The organism is Winogradskyella marincola (assembly GCF_029624125.1).
GTDB classification, from domain to species: Bacteria; Bacteroidota; Bacteroidia; order Flavobacteriales; family Flavobacteriaceae; genus Winogradskyella; species Winogradskyella marincola.
In genome coordinates this window covers 101,803-119,953 of sequence record NZ_JARSBN010000004.1, presented here as the reverse complement: position 1 = coordinate 119,953, position 18,151 = coordinate 101,803, and the positions used below count along the sequence as shown (strand labels likewise).

The following is an 18,151-nucleotide window of genomic DNA, read 5'->3' as shown; positions in this document are numbered from 1 at the left end:
GATTACTTACTTTTAATTTCCTTGTCTATTATAGCTTTTAGCTCTTCTAACTCTTTTTTGGTTAAATCTGTTTTTCGGGTGAAGAACGACGCAAACTGAGACGCACTATCGTTAAAAAAAGTTTTAATTAAACCGTTTACATGCTTTGAGAAGTAGTCTTCTTTTTTAACGAGTGGGTAATATTCTCTCGATTTACCATAGGTTTTATAATCTACAAAGCCTTTTCCAATCATTCGTTTTAATAACGTGGCAACGGTTGTTGTTGCTGGTTTTGGCTCAGGATAAACTTCTAATATATCTTTCATAAAAGCTTTTTCTAGCTTCCATAAGTATTGCATGAGTTGTTCTTCGGTTTTAGAAAGTTCCATTGTTCTACAAGATTAGAATTAACTCTACAAATGTAGAATAAAAATTTTAATTTCAAAACATTTGATTTTCAATTTTTTACATTTCACTATCTTTGACTATACTTTTTAATGCAGTTTTATTAATGAAAAAGTCCTTATTACTATTAGGCTTTATAGTATTAGCCACGCTTACTGTTAGAGCGCAATCTATAGAAGATTTAATGAACTCAGTTAGTAATTCTAATTTACAAACTGTAGTGGCACAGCTTGCAGGAGAGCAGTCGGCACTTATAAACGGAAGTACGCAAACTATAACGTCTAGAGTGCAAAGTAATAACGATTTGGCAGCAGATTATATAAAGGAACGTTTAGAAGTACTGCCTAACCTAAATGTTGAATTTCAGAATTTTAATTCAGCAGGAAAAAATGTAATTGCAACGCAATTAGGACAAACAAATCCTGATGATATTTATATCATTTGTGCGCATTATGATTCTGTAACTACGTACTGTGCAGATGACAACGCAACAGGAGTTTCTGCGGTTTTAGAAATAGCAAGATTGCTTTCTGCTCAATGTACAGACAATACTATTGTCTATGCACTTTGGGACGAAGAGGAAATAGGACTTCTTGGTGCCAATTATTATGCAGAGCAAGCGGCTGACGACACTAATGGAAATACCAGAGATAATATTCTGGGTGTGATTAATATGGATATGATTGGGTATGATGGTGATGCACCTGGAACACCTGGCGATAATCAGTTTGATATTGATGTTAGAAATATTGCAAATTCAGTTGCTATAAAAGATGATTTGCTAAGTCTTTTGAGTGCTTACACATTCGATTTACATGAAATTGTTGTTAATCCAGGTACTACAGCGAGCGACCATTCTCGTTTTTGGGATCAAGGTTATTCTGCAGTTTTAGTTGGTGAATCTTGGGAAACCAATGATCAGACACCAGATTATCATACAGCCAATGATAGGGTAGAGGATATCGATTTTCAGTATATGACAGAGCTGACCAAATTAGTACTGGCTTACACAGCAACCAAAGCAGGTTTAATTAGTGTAGATAACACTTTAACGCAAACAGCTACGGAATTAGTGTCTAACCAAAATGAAGGAACATACCAATGGTATAATTGCGATACGAATACGCCTATTTCAGGTGAAACCAATCAATCGTTTACACCATTAAGCAGTGGAAGTTATGCTGTTGAGGTTACCAACGGAAGCTGTACAGAAATGAGTTTGTGTATTAGTTTTTCGGTTTTGTCTTCGGAAGAATTTTTGCCCAACGAAATTAAAGTATACCCAAATCCAGTAGATTCGGTAATTAAGATTGATAATTTTAGTGAGTCTGAAATTGATGTTACAGTTAACGCAATTTCAGGAAGAGTGATAAGAAAAACGAACTCCCAAAACAACTATATCGAAATTAAATTCGATAGTATTGCTTCAGGAGTTTATTTTGTAAATATTAAGTCTAAAACTAAAGCTTCGACTTTTAAAATTATTAAAGAGTAGATCACTTGAAATTAGTTAATATTATGAAACAATTTTTTTTGTTCTTACTTTTTTTATGTGGCACACTTAGTTACGGTCAAAAAGATTCACTCTCTTTAAGCTACTACAATAAATCATATTCTTATTCAAAACAAGGTGATTTTAATAATGCATTGGCTTTTATAAATAAAGCATTGAGTATAGACTCTTTGAATAATAATTATATTATGCAAAAGGCTTTAGTCTTATCGTCAAATAAACAATATGATGAAGCTATTACTGTATTAGACAAAATCGAAGAGATTGGTAAAGAAACAGAGAATTCAATAATATTAAAATCACTCATATTAGAGGAAAAAGGCGAAATTGAAGAGTCATTAGCAGTTTTGATTGTTTTTTGCGAATATCAACCTAGTAAAAGACTTTATAAACAAATAGCTTTAAGTTTTTTTAAATACAATGGCTATGATGAAGCTATAAACTATTATTACAAAGCTTTAATTATAGACCCAAGCGATGAGCTTGTAAGAATTGATTTAGCCAGCGTTTTATATTCTTTAGGTAAAGAGCAGAATAATAAGAATAAGAAAGATGAGTCTTTAAGACTATTGCAAGAAGGATTAAAATTAAAGCACAGTAATATTCTTGAGTTTTTTATAGCTCAATATTATGATGAAGAAAAAGAATATGGCAAAGCAATTGAAATTTTAAATAATATTATTGAGCAAGAAGCTAAAGCAAAATATATAAAGTACAGAGCAGAAATTCTTCTAAAAGATAACAAGGATTATGAGAGTTATAATGATTACTTGAAGTTATTGGAGTTGGAAGAATGCAATTCAGAATATTACTCAAAAATTTTATCCTATTTATACAAAATTAAAGACTATAAAAAAGTAGTTGAGTACACTCAACTTGCAATAAAATGTGACGAGAGAAATTTAAAATATTTTGTAGAGGGTTTGTTTACGTCTTATTTCTTTTTAGGTGATAATGAAAATGGTAAAAAATACTTGAATATTGGTTTAAAAGAAGCTAACCTAAGAAGCTTTAATGCATATTATATTAAAGCTCTTTTGTCTGTTAATGATAGCCATTATGATGAAGCAATTAGTTTCTTAAACTTATCTACAGAACAAACTCAGAATACAGATGAATTAATAATGGCAAAATTATTGGAATCTTACATTTTTATTCTGAAAAAAGAGTTTTCAAATTTTGCAATTCTTTATTCTGATATTAAAGACTTTAAAAAACAAGAAACAGATTTATATAAAATTAGATTAGCTAAAGTTAATACTGAGAAAACAAGTGTTGAATTTAATTTTAATAAAGTTTCAGGAGAGATAAATGTTTATTTAATTGTGTCTGATGCAGCTTATAATGCAATCAAAAGTAAGTATGATATTGATCTAGGGTCTAATGATTAAGAATTGTATAGGCAAATCAGTTTACGATGACTTGCCTATACAACTTTGTCTAAACTATTCAGCCGACTTTAACTCTGTAAAATACTTATAAAACCAAGGAATAGTTTCAATACCTTTTAAGTAATTCCAAACTCCAAAATGCTCGTTTGGCGAATGTATAGCATCGCTATCTAAACCAAAGCCCATAAGGATTGTTTTACTTTTTAATTCTTGCTCAAAAAGCGAAACAATAGGAATACTTCCACCACTACGTTGTGGAATAGGAGTTTTTCCAAAAGTCTCTTCATAGGCTTTTGATGCAGCTTGGTAACCTGTGCTATCTATTGGTGTTACATAGCCTTGACCACCATGATGCGGAGTTACTTTAACTTTTACAGCATCAGGAGCAATACTTTCAAAATGGGTTTTAAATAATTGTGTAATCTCTTCCCAATCTTGGTTTGGCACTAAACGCATCGAGATTTTAGCAAAAGCTTTACTAGCAATAACTGTTTTGGCTCCTTCACCTGTATATCCTCCCCAAATTCCGTTAACATCTAATGTTGGTCTTATAGAGTTTCGTTCATTTGTAGTATAGCCTTCTTCACCATAAACCGCATCAATATCTAAAGCTTTTTTGTAGTTGTCTAACGAAAATGGAGCTTTAGCCATTTCTGCACGTTCCTCATCCGAAAGGTTCTCAACCTTATCATAAAACCCAGGAATGGTAATATGGTTGTTTTCATCATGAAGCGATGCAATCATTTTAGTTAATACATTTATTGGGTTTGCTACAGCACCTCCATACAAACCAGAGTGTAAATCTCTATTTGGTCCGGTAACTTCAACTTCAACATAGCTAAGACCACGAAGTCCAGTTGTAATAGAAGGTACATTTTTAGCAATCATACCAGTGTCAGAAATAAGAATAACATCGTTTTCTAACTTCTCACGATTAGCAGCGACGAATTTTCCAAGATTAGCACTACCAACTTCCTCTTCACCTTCAATCATAAACTTTACATTACATGGTAACTCATTATTGTTTGTCATGTATTCCAAAGCCTTTACGTGCATGTACATTTGGCCTTTATCATCACAAGCACCTCTTGCAAAAATAGCACCTTCAGGATGTTTGTCTGTGTTTTGTATTACAGGTTCAAACGGAGGAGAATTCCATAAATCTAGCGGATCTGGTGGTTGTACGTCATAGTGACCATAAACCAAAACCGTTGGTAAGTTTATGTCAATTATTTTTTCGCCATAAACGATAGGGTAGCCATCTGTTGGGCAAATTTCAACCTTATCACAACCCGCTTTTTCTAAACTTACTTTAATAGCATCTGCTGTGTTGAGAACGTCTTTTTTGTAAGCTGAATCTGCACTTATAGAAGGAATTTTTAGTAAATCTATAAGCTCGTCGATAAAGCGTTGTTTGTGCTCATCGATGTAAGATTTTATATTTTGCATAGTAGTTATTTGATTTCAAACAAAAGTAAGAAAAACAAAATCGAATATTTTCTTATTCAAAACCTATTTGTATATCCAAACAATTGTTTATATTTGCAATCCAAATTTGCAGGCGTGGTGGAATTGGTAGACACGCTAGACTTAGGATCTAGTGCCGCGAGGTGTGAGAGTTCGAGTCTCTCCGCCTGTACAGACAAAAAGCTTCAGTTGTATACTGAGGCTTTTTTTATGGATTGATATTGCCTTTGAGTAATTTTTTATTGGGTAAAAAAGTATCAATCGGGTAATATTTCCCCAATTTTACATTTAGTCTTGTTTGTGTAATTATTTGATTTTCATTTATTTGTTGGTTTTGGGTTGAGGTTTGGAAGAGTTTTTGTGTTTTTTTAATGTTAATTAAAAACGAAACACTATGTCTGCTAAAACTTCTCTTTCTAATCGTGTTAATATTGGTTTTGCTCTTTTTATTGTCTTTTTGCTGGTCTTTGCTACCAACAGATTAGATCAAAGACATTTTAATACTGTTCAAGATACATTAACTACAATTTATAGCGATAGAGTTGTGGCTCAGGATTATGTCTACAAAATGTCTAATGTAATGTGTAAAAAGCATCTTAAAATTTTAGATGCGTCTTTGGTGTATAGCCAATCAAACTTAAATAAAGAGTTTGCAGCATTAATAGATGTGTTTTCTACTACTAAGTTTACGAGTAGAGAATTGCGCACTTTTGAAGAATTAAAAGAAAATTTTAATGCACTCTTACAATTAGAGAGTAAATCTACTACTCTTATAGATCAAGATCAGCAAGTTCTGCTTATAGATGCCATAAAAACAGATTTAAATAACTTATCTTTAATACAAGTGTCCGAAAGTAAGTATAAAGTAGGTGTGGCACAGCGTAGTCTAGATACTAAAAATCTTATGTCTACATTAGAAATTGTGTTTTTGGTTATAATTGGTTTTACAGTGCAGTTTGCTTTATTTTATAGGGTGAAAAAGTCTATGACTAGAGGTAAAAATCAATAAATAGAAGAATTTATTTAAATGAACAGTACTGAGTCTGCATTAAAAGAACGTATTAAAGAGTTAACTTGTTTGTATGAGGTATCTTCTATTATAGCTAATACTGATTTTGATTTAATAGAAGATACAATAAAAGCCATTGCCTTTAGCCTAAAAAAAGCGTTTCAATATCCCAAAAAAACGGAGGCATTAATTTGGATAGATGAGATAACTATAGGAACAAAAGAATTTATAAAAGATGATTTTACACTAAGTTCTAGTATTAAAGTTTTTAATGCTCCAAAAGGTGAAATTTTAGTAAGATTATATGCTTTAGAGAAAGAAACATTGAGTTTTTTAAAAGAAGAAAAACTATTGTTAGATAATGTTGCGCTTAAGATTGGAGCATTATTTGAGCGAATTGAAATTCAAAAAAATGAAGCTTCGCTCAAACGACAAATGGAGCATGCAGATCGCTTAAGTATTTTGGGTGAAATTACAGCTGGTATTGCTCATGAATTAAATACGCCTTTGGCAAACATTTTAGGTTTTGGAGAGCTTTTAAAAGAGGATTTAAAAACCAATCAAAAAGCCATTTCAGATGTAGATAAAATTATTCAAAACGCAATATTTTCTAGAGAGGTAGTAAAAAAACTGATGTTTTTTGCATGCGAAATGCCTCAGGAAAAAGAGCTTGTTAATCTTATTCCTAATATAAAAAATGCAATTACACTTTTAGAAGCTACATTTAAAAAAGAGCATGTCAATTATCAAGTTAATATTAAAGATGATGAGTTGTGGTTAAGGGCAGATCCAATTCAGCTCACACAAATTATATTTAACCTTCTTATTAATGCTATATATTTTTCGCCAAAAGATAGTGTTGTGCATATTGAAGCGTCTAGCAATAAAAAAGAGGTTATCTTAAAAATATCTGATCAAGGTGTTGGGTTTAAAAAAGAAGATATAGACAAAGTGTTTCAGCCTTTTTTTACAACCAAGCCTCAAGGAGATGGATCTGGTTTAGGGCTAAGTGTGGTGCATGGTATTGTTGCATCTCACAAAGGGTCTATTGTAGCAAAAAATAATTCTAAAAAAGGAGCAACCTTTATTGTAAGATTGCCAAAAGATTAAAAAATATATGCAATTACGACAAGAAAATATATTAGTTGTAGATGATGATATCCATATCTTGGAGTTACTGCAACGTCATTTACAATCATGGAAATTTCATGTTTACAAAGCTATTTCTGTAAAGGAAGCAGTAGCCATCCTAAAAGATACAAGGATAGATCTGCTTATTACGGATTTAAAAATGCCAGAAGTTGATGGTTTTGAGCTTATAAAGTTTGTATCAGAGCACTATCCAAAATTACCAAAACTAACCATTACAGGTTATCCTTCTGTGCAAGATTCTTTAGTGGCAATAAAGTCTGGCGTTACGGATTATCTTACAAAACCATTTACAAAAGATGAGTTGAAAGTGGCTTTAGATAAGGCGCTACAGAATAGCTCAATTACTGTTGAAGCCAAAAAATCTAAAACAGAAAACCCTAATAATGCTTATGGCGAAATTATAGGAAATTCTAAGCAGATTAATGATGTCATACAAATTATAGAGCGTGTAAAAAATAATAAAGCCACCGTATTTATTAAAGGAGAAAGTGGTACAGGAAAAGAGTTAGTGGCAAGAGCAATACACTACCAAGGTAAATTTTCTAGAGCTCCATTTATAGCAGTAAACTGTGGTGCTATACCAGAAAACTTACTTGAGGCAGAATTATTTGGATACGTAAAAGGAGCCTTTACAGGTGCAGAAACCAATAGAGATGGTTTTTTTCAGGCAGCAAACGGCGGAACTATTTTTTTAGACGAAATTGGTAATGCCTCGTTGGCTGTACAATCGCGTTTATTGCGAGTGCTTCAAGAAAAAGAAGTGGTAAAAGTAGGAGCTACAAAAGCCGAGCAAATAGATGTAAGAATAGTTGCAGCAACAAATAGCGACCTTAAAGAAATGATAAAAAAGCAAAGCTTTAGAGAAGACTTGTTTTACAGGCTTACAGTTGTAGAAATAGAAATTGCTCCTTTAAGAGATCGAAAAGATGATATACCGTTTTTGGTAGATAAATTTTTGTTTAAATATGGTATAGAGTACAAAGATCGTTTTATAAAAATTGCACCCGAAGCGTTAAGTATTTTTATGAGGTACGATTGGCCAGGAAACATAAGGGAGCTCGAAAATATTGTTCAGCGTGCTGTTATAATGTGCGATAAAGTTATTGAAGCAGAATCGTTGCCAAATCATTTAAAGTACACTATTGATATGTCTTCTGATGAGCTTGTACCTTTAAAAGAAATTGAGCGTAGGTATATAGAAAAAGTTTTAAGAGCTACTGGAAACAATAAAACTAAGGCTGCAGAAATACTTCAAATAGACAGAAAAACCATCCGTCAAAAACTTGCTAATTAAAAGCGTAAAATAATGATACTTTTTTTCGCAATTGAGTAAAAAAGTATCACTATTTATTCTGTAAATAAATTGTTTTAAACTCTCGTTGCCCTTTTAAATAAAGGGTTTTGAGAGTTTTTTGTGTTTTGTTGGTTTGTTTTGGCATGTGCATTGCCATATACATTGTAACAAAATGATTTTTCTAAATGAATCACATAAACATTTGCCCAAGTTGCGAGTACCAAAAAAATTGTGTGCTCACTGCACAAAAAGACAAAGTGTGGTCTTGTAGCGAATACAAAGAGGTAGAATTAGATTCCAAATCAATTATGAATTTAGAAATACCTCAAAACAAAAAAAGACACAAATTAGAACTAGTTTAATTTTTTAAATAATTGCGTTATGAATTTTAATGCCCTAATTACAGTTTTAAATACTAAAAATTCTAGAAAGAATAATAAGTCTTTAAGAAGTAAATACTTAAATGAGAAGTATCAGGAAAGATCGATCTCAAACAGATATTTCAAGTAGTATTTACTCATTGTTATCGAAAACAGTTAATTTAATAATAAAGAATGTCAACATTAACAGCAGAGCTTAAAGAAAAAGCTAAAAAAGTACCTCAAAGAGGTATGATGGATAATGTAATGGAGCAGTTTGAAAGTGCTGCTAACCAAATCAACTTACATCCAAATATTAAAAAAATATTAAGCATTACCAATAATGAAATTATTGTGAATTTTCCAGTAAAAATGGATAATGGTGATGTAGAAATATTTACAGGTTACAGAGTACAGCACAACAATGCTTTGGGACCATACAAAGGAGGTTTACGATACCATCCTACAGTAGATATCGATGCGGCTAGAGCATTAGCTATGTGGATGACCTGGAAAACATCATTAGCAGGTTTGCCTTATGGAGGGGGAAAAGGAGGTATAAAAATAGATCCTTCTAAGTATTCTAAAACAGAGTTAGAGCGTATAACAAGACGTTTTACGTTTGCGTTAGCTGATAACATTGGGCCAGAGCACGATATACCTGCGCCAGATGTTAATACAAATAGTCAAACAATGGCTTGGATGGCAGATACTTATATGAGTACTAGGCCACCAGCAGAACGAACAGCAAATCAACATGTAGTAACGGGTAAGCCAGCCGGAAGCGGTGGATTAGAAGGTCGTGATAGAGCTACTGGTTATGGTGTGTATTTGTCTATAAAGTTTTGGGCAGAAAAAAATAATCAAAGTTTAGAAGGAAAAAAATATATAGTACAAGGATTCGGTAATGTTGGGTATTGGGCTGCACATTTCCTAGAAAAAGATGGAGCTATTTTGGTTGGTGTGCAAGACGCTTTTGGAAGTATAGAAAACCAAAAGGGTATTGATGTAGAAGGCTTGTTTAATTATATGCAGGTTAACGACGGAAGCATTGCAGATTTTCCAAAGGCTAAGGAAGTAAAAAAGGAAACATTTTTTGCTTTAGAGTGTGATATCTGTATTCCTGCGGCTTTGGGTAACCAAATTACTAAAGAAAATGCATTAAGCATTAAAGCAAAGTTAATAGCAGAAGGAGCTAACGGACCAACAAATGTTGAAGGCGAAAAAATATTAACAGAAAGAGGAGTAACTATTATTCCAGATATATTATGCAATTCTGGTGGAGTTGTTGGTAGCTATTTTGAATGGTTGCAAAACAGAAATGGTGAGCTGTGGCAATTAGATGAGGTTATGGCAAAACTAGATAAAAAGCTTAAAGAGTCTTTTAATAAAGTGTATGATTATGCTAAGGCAGAAGGTATAGATATGAGAACAGCGGCATTTAGCATAGCCATAAAACGAATAGAAAAGGCTTATATAGAAAGAGGAATTTTCCCTTAATAAATAAAACCTGAGAGCAGATGAAATACGGAAGTTTAATATTAGAGAAGAAAGAGTATGTGTATTTAAAGCGCATACTCAATATCTCAGGTTATGCTGAAGATCATGAGCGACAAAAGTGTTTAGTAAAGCTTACTGAAGAATTAAAATCTGCGCATATCGTTAATGATGATCAAATGCCAGACGATGTTGTAAGGTTTAATAGTACTGTTGCTGTAGCTTATGCAAACGGAGTTAAAAAGACTGTACAGGTGGTAATACCTTCCGAGAGAGATTTTAGCAGTAACAAAATATCGGTTTTAACGCCTTTAGGTTCTGCTTTATTTGGTTATTCAAAAGGAGATAAGGTTGTTTGGAATTTTCCAAAAGGAAATGAAGAGATTACTATATCTGATGTAAAACAAGAAAAAGAATTGGATAAGACTAACTTTTCTATTTAAAAAATATAATTATGAATTCAATAGGAAATAAAATATACAATCATGATACTGATTTGGATATAACACACAAGATTAATTCAATGGAATTAACCAATTGGATAAATCATCTTCAGTATATAAAAAAAGAGCTTAGCAACTTCATAAGTATTTGTAGCAAAGAGTTAAACAGTAAGATAGAGAGTCCTGTTGTAATTCAAAGGTTTAAGAAAAAGCAAAAAGAGAACGATACACTACTTAATGCGCTGTTGCAATATAATGGTGCAAGGGCAAAAATTATAGAATGCGAAGATACCGAATGCGATATGGTGTATATATCAGAACACGAGAGTTATAGGAGAAGTTATATCTATCATTTAGATAAATATAGACGACTCAAAGATGAGTTTTTTAACAGTATAAAAGGAAAATTCACACTATTAAAGATGACATAGTGCCAGCTGCTATTTATTAAGTGTAATAAATGTATAAAGTAGATGAGCATAGAAGGTTGTGTCTATACAAAGATCTAAAGGAGATTGAATTATGGATAAACAATCTGGAAATTATAAATGAAGAATTAAATTTTTTTAAAACCTTAGAAAAACAGTTGATAAAAAGTAGTTCGTTGTCCTATAAAATTAAGGCAAACCAGAGAGCAAATGTGTTGTTAATGGCGAGCTTGTGTAAATATGAAAATGAACTAAAAACCGAATTTGAATACAGTAAAACCCAGTACGATAACAATAGAGTGAAGCATCATATGCAAAAACGCAAAAGTTATATAGAATACACACAGAGTTATAACAAATTTAAGAATGAGGTATATCGGGTTTTATTAATGTTTAAGCGGTAAAAGAATTAGGCTTAAAAATGACTTAATCTTTATTTAAAATCACAAAACCGAGTTTGGTTGATTATAAATTGATTGGTAGCAAATGCTAGAGTTATCATAGGTTTTGTGTGCAAACCGCAAAGTTAACTGTCTTTGCGGTTTCTTTTAAAGAATGTTGAGTTAATAAAATATGTAAGAAACGAATAAAATACTCATCCCAGCAGATTTTTCGCTAAAGAGTTATTACATTATTAAACGTTGTTGAAGAAAAATGGATTATAAGGTCTAGAGCTTCTAAAAAAGCTCTCAGATAGCTAAAATCAAATTTAGTGTTAACAAATATATCAATGATATAAAATATAGACAGTACATATATTAGATCTCGATTTTAATATTTGTTAGTTAGCCGAAATGTACAATTCATATGTTTTAATTGTTAAGAAGTTTTAATTTATACGATGTTACATTTCAATTATAACCGCAAGAGTTTATATTCTTGCGGTTTCTTTATTAAGTGAAGGGTTGTTTTATGCTGTTAAGGTATTTTTTAATACACAAATTAAAAAATCATAAAGTCTGTTGGCTGGTAGAGTGAGGTTGTTCATTCTCTTTTGGTGTAAAATTCAGTCTATTACCTCTACAAAGCTTTTCAAAGTTCTTATATTTACGAGTATTAAGACCTTAACATCAGTGTTGTGTTATGTGTTTAATATTGAAATTAAATAATATACTGGCAACAATGATTAGCAAGAAATTATTCGTACTATTTTTCTTAATCTCATCCATTTTTTATGGTCAGGAGATTCCTCCTATTCAAATTTTTACAACTAAAGATTATAAAGCTGAAGATCAGAATTGGTCCATATCTCAGGCTTCAACCGACCAAATGTATTTTGCCAATAACAAAGGACTTTTAGAGTATAATGGTGAGCGTTGGCAATTATACAAAACACCTAATGAGTCTATATTAAGATCAGTTAGAGTTATAGATGGTCGAGTATATTCTGGTTGTTACATGGATTTTGGTTACTGGGAAAAAGACAGTTTTGGTAAATTAAACTATACATCACTAGTAAAAGAGTTAAAAATAAAACTGATTGAAGATGAACAGTTTTGGAACATTGTTTCTTTAGAAAACTACATACTATTTCAATCATTAAATCATATCTACATTTATAACACCATTAATGGAGAGTTAAAAGTAATTGAGTCTCAAAACACCATTACAAAAATTTATAAAGTCGATGATACTATTTATTATCAGAAGTTTAGTGAAGGGCTTTTTAAGATAGAAAATGGTGAAGAAAAACAGGTTACAGCTTCTTATGTAATAAAAGATAAGGTCATCATTAATGTTTTTGATAAAGAAGGAGATTTGTTAATTCAAACTAAAGAAAATGGCTTCTATATTTTTAAGAATAACAATGTTGAGGTTTGGAACGAAAACCTAAAAAACACACTTTATCATAATAGTATTTATAGCAGTATACAGCTAAAAGAGGGTGGTTATTTGTTGGGTACGGTTTCTCACGGCATAATATTGCTAGATGAAGAGGGTAATATTAAATTAAAGATTGATCAGGCAAATGGTTTAAGTAATAATACTGTTCTCTCTTTATTTGAAGACAGCAGAGGTAATATATGGTTGGGTTTAGATAACGGAATAAATAATATCAACTTAAATTCTCCATTTACAGTTTATAATGATGATTCGGGTGTTTTAGGAACCGTATATACATCCTTAGTCCACGATGATAAGTTGTATTTAGGGACCAATCAAGGATTGTTTTACCGAAATCTCGACTCGCATGATAATTTCAATTTCGTTGAAGGCACAGAAGGTCAGGTGTGGTGTTTGCAAAATATAGATGGCACTTTCTTTTGTGGTCATGATAAAGGAACTTTTATAATAGAAAATAATCAGGCTAATCTATTTTCTGAAGTACAAGGAACATGGCAATTACAGAAAATTAAATCTATGCCAGACTTCCTTTTGCAAGGAAATTATAGTGGATTATATGTGTTGCAAAACTCTAACGGTAAATGGGTGTTAAGAAATAAGTTAGAAGGGTTCGATATCTCGTCTAGATATTTTGAATTTGTTAACGATAACCAGATCCTGGTAAATCACGAGTATAAAGGGGTGTATAAGCTAAACATTAATGAGGCATTTACTGCTGTAGATGTTTATAAAAAAGAGTCCGTACCAAAAGGTGATAAATCGGGTTTGGTTAGTTACAATAATAGTGTACTCTATGCTTATGAAGACGGTGTGTACGAGTATAAGCCTAAGAAAGAGTTGTTTCAAAAGGATAGTTCTCTAAGCAAGTTGATTGGTTTTAAGCAATATGTTTCTGGGAAACTCATTGCAGATAAAACCTCAGATAAACTATGGGCTTTTTCAGAAAATAGTTTGAATTATGTTGAGCCTGGCAAAATATCTTCAAACTACAGAGCTTTTTCGTTATCGTTGCCTAACGATCTAAGAAAAACAAAAGTTGGTTACGAAAACCTATTAGAATTAGGAAGTAATAAGTATCTAATGGGTGCCACTAACGGTTATTTGGTTTTCGATTTAGATAAATTAAATAGCAATAACTATGAAGTTTCAATAGCACTCAATGGTGTTACTAACTATGCCTTAAATGAAGATTCAAAAGCGCTTAACATAGATAACGAAAGTCAACTTAGCAACAAAAACAATAATATATCTTTTGAATACAGTGTAACTAATTTTGACAAATTTCTCAACTCTAAGTATCAATACCGATTATTAGGATTCAATAATAATTGGAGCGATTGGGTTGATGATTCTTCTGTTTTGTATGAAAATTTGCCTTATGGTAATTATACGTTTGAAGCTAAAGCTAAAGTAGGAAATACCATTTCAGAAAATACTATAAGTTATAAGTTTGAAATTAATAAACCTTGGTTTTTAAAGCCTCTGGCTATAGCCTTGTACATTCTAATATTGGTTTTGTTATTAGCAATAGTTCATTGGTTAAACCAACGTCATTATAAAAAACAACGTGCTGAATTATTAAAGAAAAAAGAGCGAGAGCTCGAAATTAAAGGCTTAGAAAACCAAAAGCAGTTAATGCAATTCAAAAATCAAAATCTTCAACAAGACATTGAAAACAAAAATAGAGAGTTAGGAATGTCTACAATGAATCTAATAAACAAGAATGAACTGCTTAATGATATAAAAAAGGAACTTGTTAAGGCTAAAAAGATTGAAGATTTAAAGTCTGTAATAAAACTTATAAATAAAAACTTAAATACAACAGACGACTGGAAACTTTTTGAAGAAGCATTTAATAATGCTGATAAAGACTTCTTAAAGAAAATTAAACATATACATCCTTCTTTAACCTCTAACGATTTAAGACTCTGTGCTTATCTAAGACTCAATTTATCATCAAAAGAGATTGCGCCTTTACTTAATATTTCTCCGAAAAGTGTTGAGGTAAAACGATATAGATTACGTAAAAAGATGAATTTGGGGCATGACGTCAACTTAACGGATTATATACTTCAAATATAACTCCTATACAGTTACGTATTTTACCTATACAACACCACTACATTTATATAAATGTCTAAGCTATAACGTTATAGTTGATATTGTTAAAAGCCACTGTATTTAATAGTTTCTTAACATTTAATTGTGTATTTGATAAAAAAATAACTAAAAAATTGCGATGTATGTTTTTTGTATAGTGTCTTTTTAGTAATATCTTAAAATCAATTATTAAGTTGCGTTTACTAACAAAACAACTATGTATAAAAAAATCTTAATTTTATTGCTCTTCTCTTATAGCGCTATTTCTTTTGCACAGAATATAGATGTTAAAGGGACAATTACAGAAGGCTCCAGCGGACAGCCGCTACCTGGTGTAAACATTATTTTAAAAAATACATCTAAAGGAGCTACTACAGACTTCGATGGAATATTTACATTAAAAGACGTACCTATTAATTCGGTAATAGTAATATCCTATCTAGGTTACGTAACTCAAGAAGTCAAAGTAGTTAATAACGATCCTATTAATGTTAGCCTTCAGGAAGATGCTGAGTCGCTTAATGAGGTTGTAGTTATTGGTTATGGTTCTCAAACTAAAAAAGAAGTCACTGGAGCAGTGTCTACTGTCAGTTCAGAAACCCTAAGTGAGTTAGCGCCTGTAAAGGTAGAACAAGCATTACAGGGCACTGTTTCTGGTGTTAATGTAACAACTCAATCTGGTGCACCTGGTGCAGGACTAGATATAAGGATTAGAGGTATATCTACAAATGGTACTAATGGTCCAGCAGTTTTTATTGATGGATACCAAGGTGATTTGAGTTTGTTAAACCCAAATGATATTGAAACTATTACAGTTCTAAAAGATGCTCAAGCTGCAATTTATGGAACTATTGGTGCTAATGGTGTTATTTTAATAACAACAAAAACAGGGTCTAAAGGAAGTAAAACTAAAGTAACTTTCAATACCTATGTTGGTTATCAGGAAACTACAAGAAAGTTACCGCTGTTAAATGCTTCAGAATATGCATTAATTCTGAATGAAAGCTATGCTGCTGCTGGTCAAAACTTACCTTATCCTAACGTTACAGGTTTAGGAGTTGGAACAGATTGGCAAGATGAGGTTTTTAATTCTCAGGTTCCAATAGTTAATCACGATTTTAGTGTTTCTGGTGGTTCAGAAAAACTGGCTTACACTATTAGTGCTTCTCACTTATACCAACAAGGTATTATAGCTCCAAAGAAAACCGATTTTAGAAGGAATACTGCCAGATTATCGCTTAGAGGTGATATTTCAGAAAAGATAAAGTTTAGTTCTAATGTTATTTATACCTATTTAGATAGAGATAGTGTAAATGATTTTGGCCTTGGTTCGGTTTTATTTAATGCTTTAAATGCACCACCAACATTATCTGCTTATGATCAAAATGGTGATTTCTCTTTAGTGCCAAATACAGCAGGTCTTGGTATAGAAATTATTAACCCTCTTGCTCAAATAGAAAATACATTTAATGATTTTGATCTTAGAAAATTAAACGGTTCATTTTCTATGGATTATCAGCCAACAGATCAACTTACATTTACGAGTAGAATAGGTTTTAATAATACAGAGCAAAAAGGAAAGTCTTTTGCTAAGATTGTAGACTACGGAGGTAAGGTGTTTGATGTAACAAGAAGTAGCGTATCTCAAAGCGCTGAAAACTTTAATGACTATACATTAGATCTTTTTGCAAATTATAAAGACACGTTTTTTGAAGATCATAATGTTACCGCAACATTAGGTACAACTATTTATAAAACATTTGGTAGCGGTTTGTTTGCCACAGGTTATGATGTGCCAAATAATGATTGGGCATATGCAGATATAAGCTTGGCTACTGGAACAGGAGCTGATGGTGTAAGAGATGTAGGTTCTTATGCATTTGATGAAAGAAGAATGTCGGTCTTTGGAAGACTTCAATATGATTATAAAGGCAAATATTTATTGTCTGCTATGTTAAGAAGAGATATGTCAACCAAGTTTGGTCCAAACAATCGTGTAGCATATTTTCCTTCAGCTACAGCAGGTTGGATTATTTCTGATGAAGAATTTTTAAATGACTCATCATTAATAAACTTCTTGAAGCTTAGAGTTAGTTATGGTGTTTTAGGTAACGATCAAATTCCTAACAACGGTTATGTTGGTCAATTAAATGGAGAAGCAACATATGTGTTTGATGGTACATTAACCAACGGAGTTGCTATTGGTCAATTACCAAACCCAGACCTTCAATGGGAGGAGGCAAAGAAGTTTGATGTTGGTTTAGATTTTACAATCTTAAATGAGAAAGTAGATGTTACCACAGATTACTTTATAAATAAACGAGACAATCTTTTAATTTCTAATATTCCGGTATCTGGTATCGCAGGTGTGTATGCACCAGGTGGTTCATCTCCAACAATTAATGCTGGTGGTGTAGAAAACAAAGGGTTTGAGTTTGCTATCAACTATAAAGACAACCTGTCTGAAAATTTAAAGTTATCTGTGAGTTATAACGTTACAACTCTTACAAATGAAGTTACAGAGGTTAATAACAGTACAGGTTTTATAGAAGGAGGATCTTTTGGTGTTGGTCAGCCGGCAATTTCTAGAATGGAAGTTGGTCAGCCAATAGGATATTTTTATGGATATAAAACAGATGGGATTTTCCAAAATCAGGCAGAAGTAGATGCGCATCCTTCACAATTAGCTTTAGGTGCAAATGCATCTCCGGGAGATTTAAGATATGTTGATGTTAATAACGACGGAGTTATAGATACAGATGATAGAACTAACCTTGGTGATCCAATACCAGATGTAACGATGGGACTTAATTTAACCTTAAACTGGAAAAATTTAGATTTCACTGCATACGCATTTGCTTCTATAGGAAATGACATGGTTAGAAACTATGAAAGAACTCTAACAGATGTTAACCAGTTAAATTATGTGTTAGACCGTTGGACAGGTGAAGGTACAAGTAATACAGTGCCAAGAGTAACTACGGCAGCAACAACAAATAATGTCTTTTCAGACTATTTTGTAGAAGATGCTTCTTACTTAAGACTACAAAATGTTCAGCTAGGATATAACTTGCCTGCAGACGTTATTGAGTCTATGGGCTTCACTAAAGTAAGACTTTATTGCGGAGTAAATAATCTAGTAACATTGACAAAATACAGAGGTTACGATCCAGGAGCTACTTCAGGCGCTCCAATTGGTGGAGGAATAGATTTCGGATTCTATCCTATACCAAGAACGTATTTGTTTGGTCTTAATCTTAATTTCTAAA

The 18,151-nt window shown here is 32.1% G+C and carries 13 protein-coding genes and 1 tRNA gene; 12 read left to right on the top strand and 2 right to left on the bottom strand.

Features of this window, described 5'->3' with window-relative positions; all coding sequences use genetic code 11:
• Nucleotides 1-2: 2 nt before the first annotated feature.
• Entirely contained in the window at nt 3-368 is a 366-nt protein-coding gene (locus tag P7122_RS08365; protein WP_076618165.1) for a BlaI/MecI/CopY family transcriptional regulator, read from the bottom strand.
• A gap of 122 nt (nt 369-490) precedes the next feature.
• On the opposite strand from P7122_RS08365, the gene P7122_RS08360 reads away from it, so the two are divergent.
• Nucleotides 491-1,879: a M28 family peptidase gene (locus P7122_RS08360; protein ID WP_278005337.1), complete on the top strand. Its 1,389-nt coding sequence runs from the start codon at nt 491-493 to the stop codon at nt 1,877-1,879.
• 5 nt (nt 1,880-1,884) lie between these two features.
• Nucleotides 1,885-3,288 (top strand): tetratricopeptide repeat protein, encoded by a 1,404-nt coding sequence (locus P7122_RS08355; protein ID WP_278005336.1) that lies wholly within the window; start codon nt 1,885-1,887, stop codon nt 3,286-3,288.
• A 54-nt stretch (nt 3,289-3,342) separates the two neighbouring features.
• Here P7122_RS08355 and P7122_RS08350 read toward each other — a convergent pair whose 3' ends face one another.
• Entirely contained in the window at nt 3,343-4,737 is a 1,395-nt protein-coding gene (locus P7122_RS08350; protein ID WP_278005335.1) for a dipeptidase, read from the bottom strand.
• Nucleotides 4,738-4,845: 108 nt separating this feature from the next.
• Between P7122_RS08350 and P7122_RS08345 the strand changes: the two genes are divergently transcribed.
• The 10 genes from P7122_RS08345 to P7122_RS08300 all read left to right on the top strand — a co-directional run bounded on the left by P7122_RS08345 (nt 4,846) and on the right by P7122_RS08300 (nt 18,150).
• Nucleotides 4,846-4,927: transfer RNA gene (locus P7122_RS08345), tRNA-Leu, on the top strand.
• A gap of 222 nt (nt 4,928-5,149) precedes the next feature.
• Nucleotides 5,150-5,764 (top strand): MCP four helix bundle domain-containing protein, encoded by a 615-nt coding sequence (locus P7122_RS08340; RefSeq protein WP_278005334.1) that lies wholly within the window; start codon nt 5,150-5,152, stop codon nt 5,762-5,764.
• A gap of 18 nt (nt 5,765-5,782) precedes the next feature.
• Nucleotides 5,783-6,874, top strand: a complete 1,092-nt coding sequence (locus tag P7122_RS08335) for a sensor histidine kinase (protein ID WP_278005333.1) — start codon at nt 5,783-5,785, stop codon at nt 6,872-6,874.
• 7 nt (nt 6,875-6,881) lie between these two features.
• Nucleotides 6,882-8,210: a sigma-54-dependent transcriptional regulator gene (locus tag P7122_RS08330; RefSeq protein WP_278005332.1), complete on the top strand. Its 1,329-nt coding sequence runs from the start codon at nt 6,882-6,884 to the stop codon at nt 8,208-8,210.
• A 185-nt stretch (nt 8,211-8,395) separates the two neighbouring features.
• On the top strand, nt 8,396-8,572 hold the full coding sequence (locus P7122_RS08325) for a hypothetical protein (protein WP_278005331.1): 177 nt from the start codon (nt 8,396-8,398) through the stop codon (nt 8,570-8,572).
• A 192-nt stretch (nt 8,573-8,764) separates the two neighbouring features.
• Nucleotides 8,765-10,069 carry a Glu/Leu/Phe/Val family dehydrogenase gene (locus tag P7122_RS08320; RefSeq protein WP_278005330.1) on the top strand — a complete coding sequence of 435 codons (1,305 nt, stop codon included), beginning with the start codon at nt 8,765-8,767 and terminating at the stop codon, nt 10,067-10,069.
• A 20-nt stretch (nt 10,070-10,089) separates the two neighbouring features.
• Entirely contained in the window at nt 10,090-10,509 is a 420-nt protein-coding gene (locus P7122_RS08315; RefSeq protein ID WP_278005329.1) for a GreA/GreB family elongation factor, read from the top strand.
• An 11-nt stretch (nt 10,510-10,520) separates the two neighbouring features.
• Nucleotides 10,521-10,940, top strand: a complete 420-nt coding sequence (locus P7122_RS08310; protein WP_278005328.1) for a hypothetical protein — start codon at nt 10,521-10,523, stop codon at nt 10,938-10,940.
• Between the two features lie 1,119 nt (nt 10,941-12,059).
• Nucleotides 12,060-14,864, top strand: a complete 2,805-nt coding sequence (locus P7122_RS08305; RefSeq protein ID WP_278005327.1) for a helix-turn-helix and ligand-binding sensor domain-containing protein — start codon at nt 12,060-12,062, stop codon at nt 14,862-14,864.
• Nucleotides 14,865-15,099: 235 nt separating this feature from the next.
• Nucleotides 15,100-18,150, top strand: coding sequence for a SusC/RagA family TonB-linked outer membrane protein (locus tag P7122_RS08300; protein WP_278005326.1), 3,051 nt, complete (start codon nt 15,100-15,102; stop codon nt 18,148-18,150).
• Nucleotide 18,151: the final 1 nt, after the last annotated feature.

What these genes read in the sequence shown, in the direction of transcription:
- P7122_RS08340 (WP_278005334.1), top strand. Translation starts at nt 5,150, where the DNA reads ATGTCTGCTAAAACTTCTCTTTCTAATCGTGTTAATATTGGTTTTGCT.
- P7122_RS08330 (WP_278005332.1), top strand. Translation starts at nt 6,882, where the DNA reads ATGCAATTACGACAAGAAAATATATTAGTTGTAGATGATGATATCCAT.
- P7122_RS08320 (WP_278005330.1), top strand. Translation starts at nt 8,765, where the DNA reads ATGTCAACATTAACAGCAGAGCTTAAAGAAAAAGCTAAAAAAGTACCT.
- P7122_RS08365 (WP_076618165.1), bottom strand. Translation starts at nt 368, where the DNA reads ATGGAACTTTCTAAAACCGAAGAACAACTCATGCAATACTTATGGAAG.
- P7122_RS08300 (WP_278005326.1), top strand. Translation starts at nt 15,100, where the DNA reads ATGTATAAAAAAATCTTAATTTTATTGCTCTTCTCTTATAGCGCTATT.
- P7122_RS08325 (WP_278005331.1), top strand. Translation starts at nt 8,396, where the DNA reads ATGAATCACATAAACATTTGCCCAAGTTGCGAGTACCAAAAAAATTGT.
- P7122_RS08305 (WP_278005327.1), top strand. Translation starts at nt 12,060, where the DNA reads ATGATTAGCAAGAAATTATTCGTACTATTTTTCTTAATCTCATCCATT.
- P7122_RS08360 (WP_278005337.1), top strand. Translation starts at nt 491, where the DNA reads ATGAAAAAGTCCTTATTACTATTAGGCTTTATAGTATTAGCCACGCTT.
- P7122_RS08310 (WP_278005328.1), top strand. Translation starts at nt 10,521, where the DNA reads ATGAATTCAATAGGAAATAAAATATACAATCATGATACTGATTTGGAT.
- P7122_RS08315 (WP_278005329.1), top strand. Translation starts at nt 10,090, where the DNA reads ATGAAATACGGAAGTTTAATATTAGAGAAGAAAGAGTATGTGTATTTA.
- P7122_RS08335 (WP_278005333.1), top strand. Translation starts at nt 5,783, where the DNA reads ATGAACAGTACTGAGTCTGCATTAAAAGAACGTATTAAAGAGTTAACT.
- P7122_RS08350 (WP_278005335.1), bottom strand. Translation starts at nt 4,737, where the DNA reads ATGCAAAATATAAAATCTTACATCGATGAGCACAAACAACGCTTTATC.